This is a genomic window from uncultured Gelidibacter sp., from assembly GCF_947500795.1.
Classification (GTDB): Bacteria; Bacteroidota; Bacteroidia; order Flavobacteriales; family Flavobacteriaceae; genus Gelidibacter.
In genome coordinates this window covers 883329-899442 of sequence record NZ_CANMTE010000001.1, presented here as the reverse complement: position 1 = coordinate 899442, position 16114 = coordinate 883329, and the positions used below count along the sequence as shown (strand labels likewise).

General features: G+C 37.0%; 14 protein-coding genes. 7 read left to right on the top strand and 7 right to left on the bottom strand.

Features of this window, described 5'->3' with window-relative positions; genetic code table 11:
• Nucleotides 1-65: 65 nt before the first annotated feature.
• Together Q0947_RS03965 and Q0947_RS03960 are read left to right on the top strand one after the other, a co-directional pair.
• On the top strand, nt 66-2354 hold the full coding sequence (locus tag Q0947_RS03965) for a TonB-dependent receptor (RefSeq protein WP_299391695.1): 2289 nt from the start codon (nt 66-68) through the stop codon (nt 2352-2354).
• Between the two features lie 65 nt (nt 2355-2419).
• Complete coding sequence (locus Q0947_RS03960; protein WP_299391692.1) at nt 2420-2758, top strand: DUF4870 domain-containing protein; 339 nt, start codon at nt 2420-2422, stop codon at nt 2756-2758.
• A 70-nt stretch (nt 2759-2828) separates the two neighbouring features.
• On the opposite strand, the gene dnaN is transcribed toward Q0947_RS03960, so the two are convergent.
• The 6 genes from dnaN to Q0947_RS03930 all read right to left on the bottom strand — a co-directional run bounded on the left by dnaN (nt 2829) and on the right by Q0947_RS03930 (nt 8436).
• On the bottom strand, nt 2829-3947 hold the full coding sequence (dnaN, locus tag Q0947_RS03955) for a DNA polymerase III subunit beta (RefSeq protein ID WP_299391690.1): 1119 nt from the start codon (nt 3945-3947) through the stop codon (nt 2829-2831).
• A gap of 291 nt (nt 3948-4238) precedes the next feature.
• Complete coding sequence (gene gldG / locus Q0947_RS03950; RefSeq protein ID WP_299391687.1) at nt 4239-5909, bottom strand: gliding motility-associated ABC transporter substrate-binding protein GldG; 1671 nt, start codon at nt 5907-5909, stop codon at nt 4239-4241.
• Entirely contained in the window at nt 5896-6327 is a 432-nt protein-coding gene (locus Q0947_RS03945) for a hypothetical protein (protein WP_299391685.1), read from the bottom strand. Before Q0947_RS03945 ends, gldG begins: the two co-directional genes overlap by 14 nt.
• 64 nt (nt 6328-6391) lie before the next feature.
• Nucleotides 6392-7102, bottom strand: coding sequence for a gliding motility-associated ABC transporter permease subunit GldF (gldF, locus tag Q0947_RS03940; protein WP_299391682.1), 711 nt, complete (start codon nt 7100-7102; stop codon nt 6392-6394).
• Between the two features lie 16 nt (nt 7103-7118).
• Entirely contained in the window at nt 7119-7415 is a 297-nt protein-coding gene (locus Q0947_RS03935) for an antibiotic biosynthesis monooxygenase family protein (protein WP_299391680.1), read from the bottom strand.
• A gap of 184 nt (nt 7416-7599) precedes the next feature.
• Nucleotides 7600-8436, bottom strand: a complete 837-nt coding sequence (locus Q0947_RS03930; protein WP_299391678.1) for an SAM-dependent chlorinase/fluorinase — start codon at nt 8434-8436, stop codon at nt 7600-7602.
• Between the two features lie 211 nt (nt 8437-8647).
• On the opposite strand from Q0947_RS03930, the gene Q0947_RS03925 reads away from it, so the two are divergent.
• The 3 genes from Q0947_RS03925 (at nt 8648) to Q0947_RS03915 (ending at nt 11379) form a co-directional block, all read left to right on the top strand.
• Entirely contained in the window at nt 8648-9601 is a 954-nt protein-coding gene (locus Q0947_RS03925) for a PhoH family protein (RefSeq protein WP_299391675.1), read from the top strand.
• A gap of 197 nt (nt 9602-9798) precedes the next feature.
• Nucleotides 9799-10311, top strand: a complete 513-nt coding sequence (locus Q0947_RS03920; protein WP_299391671.1) for a hypothetical protein — start codon at nt 9799-9801, stop codon at nt 10309-10311.
• Nucleotides 10312-10425: 114 nt separating this feature from the next.
• Entirely contained in the window at nt 10426-11379 is a 954-nt protein-coding gene (locus Q0947_RS03915) for a phosphoribosylaminoimidazolesuccinocarboxamide synthase (RefSeq protein WP_299391668.1), read from the top strand.
• 1 nt (nt 11380) lies between these two features.
• Here Q0947_RS03915 and Q0947_RS03910 read toward each other — a convergent pair whose 3' ends face one another.
• Complete coding sequence (locus Q0947_RS03910) at nt 11381-12505, bottom strand: heparan-alpha-glucosaminide N-acetyltransferase domain-containing protein (protein ID WP_299391666.1); 1125 nt, start codon at nt 12503-12505, stop codon at nt 11381-11383.
• A 143-nt stretch (nt 12506-12648) separates the two neighbouring features.
• Here Q0947_RS03910 and Q0947_RS03905 point away from each other — a divergent pair, with 143 nt between their 5' ends.
• Together Q0947_RS03905 and acs are read left to right on the top strand one after the other, a co-directional pair.
• Nucleotides 12649-14019 (top strand): alanine/glycine:cation symporter family protein, encoded by a 1371-nt coding sequence (locus Q0947_RS03905; RefSeq protein WP_299391663.1) that lies wholly within the window; start codon nt 12649-12651, stop codon nt 14017-14019.
• Between the two features lie 188 nt (nt 14020-14207).
• Nucleotides 14208-16112 (top strand): acetate--CoA ligase, encoded by a 1905-nt coding sequence (gene acs / locus Q0947_RS03900; protein WP_299391660.1) that lies wholly within the window; start codon nt 14208-14210, stop codon nt 16110-16112.
• The last annotated feature ends 2 nt before the right edge of the window (nt 16113-16114 follow it).

Sequence of the window (16114 nt, the reverse complement as noted above, 5' to 3'; positions counted from 1 at the left end):
ATAAAATAGGCAAATTTAGATGTCGTCTAATTTAGAAGGACATTTTTAAGACAAATTACATTAAGATGAAATCTTTAAAGATACAGGCGGTTATGATATTCATGACCGTTTTTTTTAATCTACTAAATGCTCAAAACACCACGGGTATTGTTACATCTGAACAAAATATACCTATTTCTGATGTCTCTGTGATTTTTGAAAATAGCCTTATTTCAAAAACCGATAGTAAGGGTGTTTTTGTGCTTCCTAACAATTTAACTCTTCCTATAGACATTCAATTGGAACATCCGAAATATCAACCTGGGTCGTTTCGGTTTTCAGAAGCCAATCAATTATTTACTTTGAAAGAAAATCCTGGTATTGAGGAACTGAGTACCGTCGTAGTTATGGCCTCTTCAGAAATTAAGAGCGAGGTCCTGCTCCCTACAAGCTTTGTTACCAGCGAAGCCATCGCACAACAAAGTCCCGTGGCGCTTGTTGATGCCTTGAATCAAACCGCTGGGGCCTATATTCAAAGTGGTGCCATTAATACCAACCGCATCACCATTAGAGGTGTGGGATCCCGTACACTTTATGGTACCAATAAAATTAAGGCGTATTTCAATGGCATCCCGATTACTAATGGCGTTGGGGAAACTGCTTTGGATGTTTATGATCCGGAAGATTTGCAATCTATAGAAATCATTAAAGGGCCTAAAGCCACATTGTACGGGACTAATTTGGGTGGGACCATACTATTGAATTCCAAAAACACCAAATCGCCAGGATTTTCCTTTAAAAACAACACCTCTGTAGGATCTTTTGGAATGTTTAAAAATAGTATTTCCACAGATTATTCTGATAAAAACATCACGATTCATCTGGCGTACGACCATTTAGAACTGGATGGTTTTCGTGATAACGGCGGGTATAACAGAAACTCTTATTTTCTAAATTCGAGTTATCAAATAAACGAGAACACCCAACTGTCACTCGTATTAAATCATACCAATTATCAAGCGCAAATTCCGAGTTCCATAGGAAAGACGGATTATTTGGAGCAACCTTCCAAAGCAGCATTTACTTGGGCTAAAGCCAAAGGATATGAAGCGGATAAACAAAATTTGGCTGGTGTAAGTCTGAAGCACAAATTCTCTGACACATTTGAAAACACGACGAGCATTTTTTATACCTATTCAGACCATTATGAACCAAGACCTTTTAATATTCTGGATGAATCTACTGAAGGCGTTGGTTTACGTTCGGTATTCACAAACACTTTTGACTTTTTAGAAAAAAGGGCCAAATGGGACTTTGGAACCGAGGTTTTTAAAGATGACTATCAGTGGAAAACCATTGAGAATTTGTATGCTTCAAATAATGGCATGGGAAGTTTGGAAGGGGAGTTGCTGAGTGAAAATCAAGAAAAGAGAAACAATTTGAATCTCTTTTCAAGTGTCACACTTCCTGTTTCAGACAAATTGAACCTTCAGTTTGGGGTGAATTTCAACAAAACATCCTACGACTTTAAAGACCAGTTTAATTCGGCTGAAGCAGATAAAAGCGCCACCAGAAACTTTGATCCTATCATCGCTCCAAATGTCAATGTGTCCTATCATCTTAATCCACAGCAACAGCTTTTTGCCAATGTGAGTTATGGATTTAACTATCCGAGTTTAGAGGAAACCTTAACCCCAGACGGTGTCATTAATCCTGAAATTAGCCCGGAAAAAGGTTATAATTACGAATTAGGAACTGAAGCCTATTTCTTTGGGAAACGCTTGCATGTATTTTCTTCCTATTACATATTAGATATCAAGGATTTGTTGGTAGCCCAACGCGTAGGAGATGATCAATATATTGGTAGAAATGCTGGACGCACGTTACACAAAGGTTTGGAGATTGCAACGGATTATAAAATTCAAGTGACTGAAGCTCTAAGTGTTTCACCTTTTATAAACGCATCCTTTAATTGGCACAGGTTTAAAGAGTTTATCAATGAGGATATCGATTATTCAGGCAATGACCTCACAGGGGTTCCTAATGTAACCTTGGCTTCGGGAATTGCTTTTAAAATGAATCAGCTGTCTTTATTTGTAAATCACTTATATGTTGGAGAGATGCCTATGAATGACGCCAATAGTTTGTACAGAGACGCTTACAATCTCTTAAATGTGAAACTCAACTACGGCGGTCAGCTTTTTAAAAAGATAGGGTATCAATTACACTTTGGCGTGAACAATTTAGCCGATACAACCTACGCGTCGTCCATCCTGATCAATGCCACTGGATTTAATAATTCTGAACCGCGTTATTACTATCCGGGTAATCCACGTCATTACTACGGAGGCCTTTCAATAGACTATCGCTTTTAAGGTGTTGTAACATTTTTGATTTTTGCACGTCATATAAATACATCAATCATCAAAAATCAATCAACATGAGAGAAGACAAACAATTAATCGTCATTACACATTTAAGTCAATTAGTGACCTTGGTGTTAGGTTTTGGGAGTTTAATTCTGCCATTAATTATTTGGATCACACAAAAAGAGAAAGTGTATGAAATGGAGCAACATGGTAAGAATATTATCAATTTTCAATTAAGCTTAATCGTCTATTGCATCATTTGTGTACCGCTAATTTTAATTTGCGGATTAGGATTTATTGGATTTTTAGTTTTAGGACTATTTTCTATTGTATTTCCTGTCATCAATGCCATTAAAGCCAGCAATGGCGAAACACCAAAATACCCTTTATCTTTTAATTTTATTAGTTAAACAATCATTAGATAAAGCAAAAACGCCTACTTTTTTAGAGTAGGCGTTTTTTATATAAAATAGGGTCGTTCTAATTATTTAACATCACAGGCATCACTAACATAGTTACGCGCTCACCTTCGTCTAAACCATCAATTGGGGTCAAAATTCCAGCTCTGTTTGGCAAACTCATTTCCAATTGTACTTCACTAGCACCAAGATTGTTCAACATTTCTGTTAAGAATCGGGAGTTAAAGCCAATTTGCATATCATCACCTTGGTAATCACATGTTAAACGCTCTTCAGCTTTGTTGCTGTAGTCGATATCTTCTGCAGAAATATTCAATTCAGCACCAGCAATTTTTAAGCGGATTTGGTGTGTTGTTTTGTTAGAGAAAATGCTCACACGTTTAACAGAATTCAAGAATTGGTTTCTGTCAATCGTCAATTTATTCGGGTTCTCCTTAGGGATTACCGCTTCGTAGTTAGGATATTTTCCATCAATTAAACGACAAACCAACACAGAATTTTCAAAAGTAAATTTCGCGTTAGAATCGTTATATTCAATAGTTACCGCATCATCATTACCAGCTAAAATTCCTTTTAAAAGATTTAAAGGTTTTTTAGGCATAATGAATTCAGCAACTTGATTGGCAGTTACATCTTCACGGGTATATTTTACTAATTTATGCGCATCAGTGGCAACAAACGTAAGGCCTTCAGTAGAAAACTGAAAGAACACACCGCTCATTACTGGGCGTAAATCGTCATTTCCTGCTGCAAAAATTGTTTTACTGATTGCTGTTGCTAAAATATCTCCCATAACCGTTGTAGTACTAGGATCTTCTAGCGCTACTGCTTTTGGAAACTCGTTGCCGTCAACATAAGCCAAGGCGTATTTACCATGGTTAGAGCTGATTTCAACAGTATTGTTATCTTCTACAACAAACGTAAGGGGTTGCTCAGGAAACGTTTTAAGGGTGTCCAATAGTAAACGCGCAGGTAAGGCAATGCTACCAACACTTGTACTTTCAACATCAATAATTGAAGACATTGTAGTCTCTAAATCACTTGCAGAAACAGTGAGTTTTGAATCATTAAGTTCAAACAAGAAATTATCCAGAATAGGTAAGGTGTTTGAGTTGTTGATGACCCCACCCAACACTTGCAATTGTTTGAGTAAATAGGTACTTGATACGATAAACTTCATGTATGTGTTTATTTTGTATGTTAGATATTAGACAAAGCAAATATATTTGTTTAAAATGATACTCGTAGGCCTAACTTATACAATTTTATTAACAGTTTGTGCATAGGTTCAGCTTATTTGAAGCTTTCAATGCTTAATCTGTAAAGCGATTATAAACCCCTGAATTTGCTGGGTGTTTAGCGTGAATGGCATCTCGTTTGAAGCCTCTAAATGGACCGAAATATCACCGCAAAATTGTGAATAATGCGCGTTCCAAGATTGAAGCTTGACGATGATGACCGCCGAATTTAATTATGCGTATTTTTTACGTCTGATAAAATTAAACACTAAGCCAAAAATTGCAAGAATTACCAATGGAAGCGCAATAGTAATAATCTGCCATTGTGACTTGTTTTCTACCGTAGTTTCAGGGTCTAAAAAAGCAATGTTAATATCTTTTGTTCTCACTTCCAACAATCCGTCGTCATTTAAGAGATAGTTCACGGCATTTGTCAAAAACTCCTTATTGCCAAAACTTTGTCCCGTCCAACGGTCAAATCCTAATTCTTGAGGCTTGTTTTTGATGACATCGTTTTTAATCACATCGCCATCAGCAATCACAATCATTTTTGTGTTAGGACTGTTGTCTTTATAGGATGCCATGTTGAATGGCTTGATCCTGTTTTTATAGGCCGATGTAAATTCACCTTCCAATAATACCGCTAACGTCTGTGGTCCTTTAGTAAATGACGTAGGATCTTGATCTTGCGTTACAATTTCCAAAGAAATCTCCTTAGGAACACCTTCCAATTTGGTGTGCTTCGAACTCTGTAAAAGGATTGTTTTTTTAGTACTACTTTTTAACGTGTCCAATTGACTCGCAAAATCAAATTTTACCAAGTTTAAATTGCTCGTAATTGGGTGTTCAGGATTTCCTGCCGCCAATGGCGAATAAGGCCATTTTAAAGGTTGAAATTGTGCATTACTACCTTCGCCTATAGCAATTGTTATAGGAGCAGAGTAGAGGTCATTCACAATTACTGGGTTGATGCGCACGCCATATGGGAAGAAAAAATCATTTAAATTAAGATCATTCCTCATGGCAATGCCACGGCCTTCATCATTATAAAGGCTGTCCTTGTCCATTAAAATACTTTCCGTGAGCCATAAACTTTTACCGCCATTCATAGTGTATTGGTCTAAAACCAATTTTTCTTCATCTGAAAACGGCTGCGAAGGTTTTGCCGAAATGATCAAGTCATAGGTCTTCAGTTTTTCTAAAGTGCCTTGCGCATTTCTGGCCACACTATCTAAGGTGAATGGTGCAATAAAATAATGTTCTTTTATGGTTTGAAGAAAATCAGCCAGATAGGCGTCGCCCAACTGTCCATTGCCTTTTAAAATGGCAATTTTCTTACTCTTCGGAGTGACCAATTTTTGAAACCCTTCCGCAAATGCATATTCTAAATGTTGAACGGAATTCGTAACCAATTCTTGCTGAGAAGCCCCAATTTTATTCTTTATCAGTGGAATTTTAACGGTTTGGTCATTGTAACTTGCCAAAGCCCAAGGAAATATCAGCTCTTGCGACGTTTTGCCATTGGTATTGACACTTAATTGCAAAGGTTCCAGTCCGCGTTGTACCAACTGTTCAATGTTGTTGTCGCGCGATTTTTCATCTTCTAACGGATTGATGAAATTGAAGATGATGTGGTCATTATCTAAGGCAAACTCTTCCAACAATTGCTCGGTTTCATTTCTTAGCCGTCTAAATTCAGAAGGGAAATTCCCTTCCAAAAACACGTCTACAACCAAAGGTGAATTGACATCCTTAACTGTTGCCAAAGCCGATTCAGATAGTGTATACCTTTGGTTTTGGGTCAGGTCAAACCGTTTGTAAACCTTAGAGCCAACCCAATTAAGAGCCACTAACGCAACAAGGATTACAGCAATTTTTGTAATATTTGATTTATTTTTTAGCATCTACTTTGAGGGTAATTTTATAGGTGTTTATCTGACTTACAGTGTCATTATCAAATACAACTTCCATAGCTTCAGATTGACTATTGAACGCCCCTGGTAAAATACCAATGCCGTAATTCCAACGGTCCTGGTTGTGTGCGTTTTTAGCATCATCCCAAGATAACCATTCATAGGTGCCCAAAAGTTCTTTTATTTTTGGCTTGGAGATGCCTATCAACGTATCTGTTTCTATGATGTTATCATACATTTCATAACGGAACGAAGGATTTTTATGCCACAGTTTGGCATCGAAATATTTTTCATGATGATAGCTGCTGAAGATATTCAACATCGGGTAAAACGCATAGAAATAGATAAAAGGCGTTAAAATAATGCTTAGCGGAATGGTAATCCACTTGCGATCATCAATTGTATTCACAAATAGAAAAGTTAAAGCAAATACAATAACTGAAAAAAGGATAAGTAAGGGCGTAATGATCATATTATTTTTTTTGAATGTTGAACTGGGTCAGGGCAATAAAAAAGACTGAAATAGTAATAAAATAAAGTAAATCTCTAGTGTCTAAAACACCTCTGCTAATGCTGTTAAAATGCGCTTCCATACCTAATTTTTCTAATGGCCATGCACTTAAATTTGAAAGACCTTCAAATCCGAAGTAAAAGAAAAAGCAAAGAAAAACAGCACTAATAAAAGCTACAATTTGGTTGTCAGATATGGTAGAGGCAAAAAGTCCGATGGCCGTATATGCCGCCACTAAAAAGAATAGTCCAAGGTAGGAGCCAATAATACTCCCGTAATCTAGGATATTAGTGCTCATTTTCAAGTTGTCCAGCGCCACAACATAAAGAAGTGTTGGCAACAATGCGAAAACAATCAGTATAAGTGCGCCAATGTATTTCCCTAATACGATTTGTAAATGGGATAGGGGTTTGGTGACCAAAAGTTCTAAGGTGCCTTGCTTTTTTTCATCAGAAAAGCTTCGCATGGTAACCGCAGGAACTAAGAAGATGAGAATCCAAGGCGCCAAAAGGAAAAATGGTGTCAACTCCGCAAAACCACTTTCTAAAATATTGAAATCGCCTTTAAATAACCACAGAAAAAGTCCGTTGAGCACCAAAAACAATGCAATCACCAAATAACCGATTGGCGATGCAAAGAAGGAATTGATTTCTTTTTTAAGTATTGCAAACATGTATTTATGTTCTAAATTATTTAAGTGATACTAATTTATCCACGCTCCATGCTTCTGGCTTGGCATTAAAAGCCTGCTTGGTTGTTGCCCAAACACTTTTAAATAAATCAGAGTTTCTGTAATTTTCCAAATCTGACTCTGCATTCCAATAACTATAGGTGAAAAATATATTCGTATCGTTTTTATCTCTGTAAAGTTCTAAAAATTGGCAGCCTTCAAAGCCTCTGATAAGCTCCTTTTTAGTTTCGAAAAAGTCCAAAAACGCCTCAATCTTTGAAGGTTCAAAACTCATTTTTACAATTCTTACAAACATCTTTTTTGTTTAATTTTTATCAGTCTTCAGTCTTCAGTCTTCAGTCTTCAGTCTTCAGTCTTCAGTATTCAGTATTCAGTTCTCAGTCTTCAGTTCTCAGTCTTCAGTTTGCTTATTTTTAGTTTTAGTTAATCAACAATCAACAATCAACAATCAACAATCCTCAATCGTCAATCAACAATCATCAAGCCTTCAAAAAATTCACCGTCACCGTATCACGCATTTGCAAGCCCATTAAGCTCGATGCACTGCCCACCGTTGCAAGATCACTTTTATAAATGGCAATTTCTAAATAATCGGACGAATTGAAAACCACTAATCCGCGGCCTTCATCCTGACGGTCTTCTTCCGGCATGTCAAAATTGACAATATCACTGTATTTTGTATGAATTTCCTTAAACTTATAACTCCTTGCTGAAATTTCAAAAGCACGTCCTTTTTGGACTTGTTCAAAATATTTGCGACGGATGTTGGTAATCACGTTGCCGTAATTATCAATATATATAACGCTCCCTATAATTTGAGATTGATCTTCGTTAACAAACGGATTCAGGTTTTTAATCGGTTTAATCTCTGATATTATCTTTCCTACTACCTCTAAAGTCCCACCACGTGCAATATGACAGGCCACTCTAACAAAAACATCCAATACCGGGAAATTGGTCTCTATCTTGTCATGAATATTAATTTCCACGATCTTTTCTGGAGTAATTTCATTACAAATCATACTCATAATGCCATTATTGGCACATATAAAATAATGATCGTTCAATTTTAGCGCAATATGTTTGTTTTCAGGATTCAATTCAGAATCAATACCTATTAAATGGATGGACCCTTTGGGAAAACTGCTGTAGGCATTTTGTATAATATAGGCAGCTTCCATAACGTTGAACGGAGAAATAGCATGAGAGATATCCACAATCTTTACATCTTCAAGTTCACTATAAATAGAGCCTTTAATAGCGCCAACAAAGTGATCCTTTTCTCCAAAATCAGTAGTTAATGTGATGATTGCCATGTACTTTTAAATGTTCTTCTTTAGGTTGCTTACTATGGTGATGATACTTTCTTTTATCTATTTAAAAAAAATATATTAATTGTATGTTTTGATAAAACTTTTCTATATTTTTCAACTAGATTTGTATAGTAGCGTGAAAATTTATGAGACTTTTTTTGTCCACACAAAACTAATAAAACTTAAGAGATTAATTTATTAAATCCGATAGCTTTTGAATGAACTTATATTAGAACTGGAAGAAATTGCTCCAAAAGAATTTTTTGGACCACATAACGTTAATATTGAACTACTTAAAAAATATTTTCCAAAATTAAAAATTGTCGCAAGAGGCAATAGAATTAAAGCTTACGGCGAACAAGACGTGCTTGAGGAATTTGACAAGCGCATGACCATGCTCGTTGCACATTATGGAAAGTATAATAAAATTGATGAAAATGCCATTGAGCAGGTTTTAACCAGCGTTAAAAGTGAGGACTATACTACCACTGAGAAAAGTGGCGAAGTGATCGTTCACGGTGTTGGCGGTAAAATTATTAAGGCACAGACGGTCAATCAACGAAAATTGGTTGAAAGTATGCGACAAAATGATATGGTTTTTGCTATTGGTCCTGCCGGAACAGGAAAAACCTATACAGGTGTGGCTTTGGCAGTTAAAGCTCTAAAAAATAAAGAAGTAAAAAGAATAATTTTAACGCGACCTGCAGTTGAAGCTGGAGAGAACTTAGGATTTCTTCCGGGCGATTTAAAAGAAAAGCTAGATCCTTATATGCAGCCTTTATATGATGCGTTAAGAGATATGATTCCCGCTGAAAAATTAGCGCAACTTATTGAAAATGGTACGATTCAAATTGCACCATTAGCGTTTATGCGTGGACGTACATTAGACAACGCTTTCGTGATTTTGGATGAAGGCCAGAATACCACTCATAATCAGATGAAGATGTTCTTGACCAGAATGGGCAAAAACGCGAAGTTTTTACTGACCGGAGATCCGGGCCAAGTTGATTTACCAAGACGTACCACATCAGGGTTAAAAGAAGCACTTTTAATTCTGAAAAATGTAGAAGGTGTTGGTATGATTTATTTGGATGAAACTGACGTCATTCGTCACAAATTGGTCCGTAAAATTATTGAAGCTTATAAGAGTAGTGAAAACATGGAGTAGTAGGAGCGAATGGACTGCCAATTACTCGAAGTTCTCTTATATGACGTGACCTGACAAGCATGACAAATTTTATTTGTTGTTAATAATTTCACCTTCAACCCATTGCTATTTTTTTTGAATAGTTCCCATTTTAAAACTCAAAAGTGGTACATATTTTGACTACTGAGTTTTTATAAACTTAAAACTATTTAAAAAAAATGAAGAAGCTTATTTTAGTATTTGCGTTGTTTATGGGATTAACAACTTTCGCGCAGGAAGTACAAGTAAAAGACATTACTTCCAAAAATTCATGGTTAAAGGTCGGATTGAATACAGGTTTGCCAGTGGGTGACACTGATGACTTTGCTTCATTCGCCCTTGGATTGGATGTGAAAGGACAATTTTTGGTAACACCAAATTTTGGTATTGGTATTGCAACTGGTTACACCCATATGTTTGGTAAAGATAATGGTGAAGATTTTGGCGTTATTCCAGCAGCTGGTTTTGCGAGATATTATTTTGCGAAAAAAGGCTTGTTTGTAGGTGCTGATTTCGGTTACGGATTCTTAACTAATAGTGATAACAATGATGGAGGTCTTTATTTAAACCCTCAAATTGGATACCATAACAACGATTGGAATTTCTTCGCTTATTACCAAAACACATTTGCTGAAAATGATTTGGATATTAAAGTCCTTGGGATTGGAGCAACCTATAACTTGAGATTTTAATAAGAAATTTTAAAATTTTTAGAAAGAGCAGTTTTTACTGCTCTTTTTTTTTGCATTCTAATGAGCAATACCCTTACTTTTGTGTTACATAAAACAGCTTAAATTTCAGCCAAAATGAATACCATAATAGACACCAACTTTAATTTTCCAGGACAAAAAGGACTTTACAAAGGCAAGGTCAGAGAGGTTTACAATATTAATGACAATTTGTTAGTCATGATTGCAACGGATCGTTTGAGTGCATTTGACGTGGTGATGCCAAAAGGTATTCCTTATAAAGGTCAAATCCTTAATCAAATTGCGACCAAGTTCATGAAGCAAACTGAAGATTTGGTTCCGAATTGGCTGATTGCTACGCCAGATCCTAATGTGGCTGTAGGTCATTTATGTGAGCCTTTTAAAGTTGAAATGGTGATTCGTGGCTATATGTCGGGTCATGCGGCACGCGAGTATAAAGCAGGAAAGCGTATGTTATGTGGTGTTGCCCTTCCAGAAGGCATGAAAGAAAATGGCAAATTTCCTGAGCCTATCATAACGCCTGCTACCAAAGCTGAAATGGGAGATCATGATGAAGATATTTCAAGAGAAGACATCCTAAAACGCGGTATTGTTAGTGAAGCTGATTATGTGGTGTTAGAAGATTACACCCGAAAACTTTTTCAAAGAGGTTCTGAAATCGCAGCAAGTAGAGGCCTGATTTTAGTGGATACTAAATATGAATTCGGAAAAACGAAAGATGGCAAGATTGTATTGATTGATGAAATCCACACGCCAGATTCTTCAAGATATTTTTATGCAGATGGTTATCAAGACCGTCAAGATAGTGGTGAGCAACAGAAACAACTATCTAAGGAGTTTGTGCGCCAATGGTTGATTACTAATGGTTTTCAAGGTTTGGAAGGACAATCGGTTCCTGAAATGAGTGACGCTTATATTGAAGCCGTTTCGGACCGTTATATTGAGCTTTACGAAAATATTATGGGTGAAGCTTTTGTAAAGGCTGATGTTAATCACATTCAAGAGCGCATAAAAACCAATGTTGAACGCTTTTTAGCTGATCATAAATAACCTAGAGGTCTTCCTCTGACTCATTCGCTGTTGCATCTGATGGTTTTATCAGGTGCAATAGTTTTCTTAGGTATTTGTAGATAAACGCATTGGTTTTTCCAATATGGAACACAATAATACATACCGCTACAATAAATGCTAAGGCTCCAAAAACGGCTTCCCAAGGTTCTAATGCTTTGTAGTAAAAGTGTTTAAGGCCAATCCCAGTGAAACTTCCATAGATAATAATAAAGTGGACCACATATATATTCAAGGTGGTTTCTCCAATTCTGGTAACAATGGACTGCTTCATAAAGCGCTCTAAGGCGTAGAAAAAGGTGAAATACAACAGTACATTCCCTAATCTTAAGAAGAGGTAATTATAGTTTGCCGCTCTTTCAAACAATTCTACATTCGTAATTACATATAATTGTTGTAAAATCTGCGTAGAATAGAATAGCAGGATCAAACTCAAGATAAAAAATGCAGACACCGTTATCTGTTTGAAATGTTTTTTATGTGAATACTTAAAAAATAAGGTGGCGAAAAATCCTCCGAACGCCACATAGCCAAACCATGGTAAAATCGTAAACACACTTCCATTAGACTTACTTAAATAATTAGCAAAAACCAACGGTACATTTTCTAAAGTCAATGTGCGATACAACGGCTCCGTGACAAATATGACGCACCCGATAATCAATAATACAATAGAAAGTATGGTACTGTTTCGTCTGCAGAGTAAATAAAGTCCGATTAATAAGAGTAGCGACAATCCAATACATTGGAGGACATCAATAACCAAAAAGTAGGTATCAAAATCGCCCTTAAACCAAGAAAAAAATGGAATTCTGAGCGCATAACCAATACCAAGTAACATCACACCCCGAGTAGCACCTTTCCGCAAACGCTGTTTGTCACTTCCTTTGGCATGCGCTTTCAACAGTAAATATAGAAAGACTAAACCTGAAATGGTGAAAAATGTAGGTGCGGTAATTCCTCTAAAATAAGACCAAACTGTGTAGGCCACATAGGAGTCATCGCGATAAATTGGATTCAATAGGGTATCCACAAAGTGGCCTTGAAGCATCATTAAAATGGCAAACGCTCTTACAGCGTCAATAAAATAAAGTCGGTTTGCTTTCAATGAGGTTTTGGCTAGTAAATGTAAATATAATGTTAAAAATCAAAATTAATAACTTTTACGAGGATTCGAGATTTTTTCTATGACATTCTTAAAAATTATAAAACGAAAACTATATCTTTAAAATCGCTAACCAAATTTTACAAATGAAGACTTTAGATTCAATTTTTCAAGCCTACGCTGACTACGCATGGGGTTTACCTTTATTGATTTTACTAATTGGAGGAGGATTGTACTTATTGGTACGATCCCAATTTTTACCTTTTCGCTATTTCTTTCACGCTTTAAATGTCCTAAGAGGCAAGTATGATGACCCTAATGCACCAGGAGAAATTACTCATTTCCAGGCACTTTCAACGGCTTTAGCTTCAACTATCGGGATGGGAAATATCGCGGGTGTAGCGGTAGCCATTCATATTGGTGGTCCTGGAGCAATGTTTTGGATGTGGATGAGCGCCATAATTGGCATGTCTACAAAATTTTTCACCTGTACCTTAGCTATTATGTATAGAGGAAAAGACAGTAATGGCGATATTCAAGGTGGACCAATGTACTTTATTATGGAAGGCTTAGGGAAATCTTGGAAACCATTAGCGGTGTTTTTTAGTATTTGCGGACTGATAGGCGCATTGCCGGTTTTTAACGTGAACCAATTAAAGCAAGCCATCAACTTTGTCCTTTTGGAACCAAATGGTATTGAAGTGACCAACACTTCAAATATCATTATCGGGATAATACTTGTTATAATTACAGCAGTTGTTATTTTAGGTGGATTGGACAGAATTAGTAAAACAGCTTCCAAGCTAGTGCCAAGTATGGTGCTCTTATATTTCGTTTTGGTCCTAATCATATTGGGAGTATATATTGAAGAAGTGCCTCGTTATTTGGCATTGATGTTTACGGATGCCTTTGCTGGTGATTTCTTTAAAGGCGACTCGTTCTTGGGAGGTGTTGTTGGCGGATTGATACTATTAGGCGTGAGACGTGGTGCATTTTCTAATGAAGCTGGTATTGGTACCGCACCAATGGCACATGGCGCGTCAAAAACAAATGAGCCTGTTCGCGAAGGTTTGGTCGCAATGTTAGGGCCTGCAATAGATACGCTTGTGGTGTGTACTTTAACTGCACTCGCAATTTTGGTTACTGGCGTATGGCAAACTAGTGAGGCCAATGGCGTCAGCTTAACGGCGGCGGCGTTTAATGATGCGATGCCGGGCTATGGGAATTATCTGTTGTTGATTTGTATTGCAACTTTTAGTATTTCGTCCTTGTTTACCTATTCTTATTATGGCACAAAATGCATGTCCTTCTTATTTGGGGCACATAACAAACATTATTACAATTATTTCTATATCGCGAGTATCATTCTGGGTGCAGTAACACCATTAAGTATGATGCTTAATTTGATTGATGGAACATTTGCGTTGATGGCAATTCCTACCATGACGGCGACTATTATTTTAGCACCGAAGGTGATAAAGGAAATGAAAGCCTATTCTAAAAGAATGCAGCTATAACGCAGCTATTAGAGACAGTTTAAAATAGGTTTCATTCTTAATAATATGAATTGTTACAGGTAGTGTTCAAGTTCCGCCGATTTTAAAAATTATTTGATATTTTTGAGAGAACGCGCCTTCGTTCCTACATAATAAAGAAACCAACATAACAGAAAGTAAATTTACAACACGACAAAGAATATTTAATTATGAGTAATTACAGCATTAAAAACCTAGAGGAGTATTACCAAGTCTATAGAAAATCAGTACGTGAGCCTGAAAATTTTTGGGAAGAAATCGCTGAAGAGCATTTCTTATGGCGAAAAAAATGGGACAAAGTACTCACCTGGGATTTTAAAAAACCAGAAATCAAATGGTTTGAAGGCGCGAAATTGAACATTACAGAAAATTGTCTAGACAGGCATTTACTCAATCGTGGCGATAAAACAGCCATAATATTTGAACCGAATAGTCCGGATGAAGCTGCCCAACACATCACTTATAAACAGCTTCATGAGCGCGTATGTAAAATGGCCAACGTTTTAAAAGATCAAGGAGTTAAAAAAGGCGATCGCGTTTGTGTGTATTTGCCTATGATTCCTGAATTGGCAGTCACTTTATTGGCATGTGCTCGAATTGGCGCAATCCATAACGTAGTTTTCGCTGGATTCTCATCAACCGCACTATCCACACGTATAAAAGACAGCGACTGTAAAATTGTGATTACGGCAGATGGTTCCTATAGAGGTAATAAAAGTATCGACTTAAAAGGAATTGTTGATGAGGCATTACAACAATGTGAAGTAGATAAAGTATTGGTGGTAAATCGTACCAATTCTGACATACAAATGGTCGAAAATCGTGATATATGGTTACAGCCGTTAATGGATAAGGCTTCGGCAGTTTTTGAAGCCGAAATTATGGATGCCGAAGATCCGTTGTTCATTTTATATACTTCTGGTTCTACAGGAAAGCCGAAAGGAATGGTGCATACCACGGGCGGATATATGGTGTACACCGCGTATACTTTTAAGAATGTGTTCCAGTATAAAGAAAACGATGTCTATTGGTGTACGGCAGATATTGGTTGGATTACTGGCCATAGTTATATCGTTTATGGACCCTTGGCCAATGGTGCGACTACATTAATGTTTGAAGGCGTGCCGCATTATCCAGACTTTGGAAGATTCTGGCAGATTGTCGAAAAACATAAAGTGAACCAGTTTTATACAGCACCAACTGCTATTCGTGCCTTAGCAAAGCAGAATTTATCATTTGCTGAAAATGTAGATTTATCGTCCATTAAGGTGCTCGGTTCAGTAGGTGAACCAATTAATGAGGAAGCATGGCACTGGTATAATGACATTATTGGAAAAGGTAAAAACCCAATTGTTGATACGTGGTGGCAAACAGAAACCGGAGGCATTATGATTACGCCTTTGCCATATGTAACGCCAACAAAACCTACCTACGCCACCTTGCCTTTCTTAGGAGTGCAACCTGCATTAGTTGATGAGTCTGGCGAAGAATTAGTCGGGAATCAGGTAGAAGGCCGTTTGTGCATAAAATTCCCTTGGCCAGGAATGGCACGAACTATTTGGAATAACCACCAGCGTTATAAAGACACCTATTTTTCTACTTACGAGAATAAATACTTTACGGGTGACGGTGCGTTGCGTGATGAAGTTGGATATTACAGAATTACAGGAAGGGTAGATGATGTCGTGATTGTTTCAGGACATAATTTAGGAACAGGACCTTTGGAAGATGCCATTAATGAGCATCCAGCAGTTTCAGAAAGTGCAATTGTAGGATTCCCACATGACATTAAAGGAAACGCACTTTATGGCTATATATCTTTAAAGGAAACAGGAGAAAGCAGGCTCCATGATAATTTGCGCAAAGAAATCAACCAATTGATATCAGAACGTATTGGGCCAATCGCAAAACTTGATAAGATTCAGTTTACGGAGGCTTTGCCGAAAACAAGAAGTGGAAAAATTATGCGTCGTATTTTACGTAAGATTGCAGAAAATGACATGAGCAACTTGGGGGATACAAGTACCTTGTTGAATCCGGAAGTTGTACAGGAGATTATCGATAAAAGGCTGTAAGC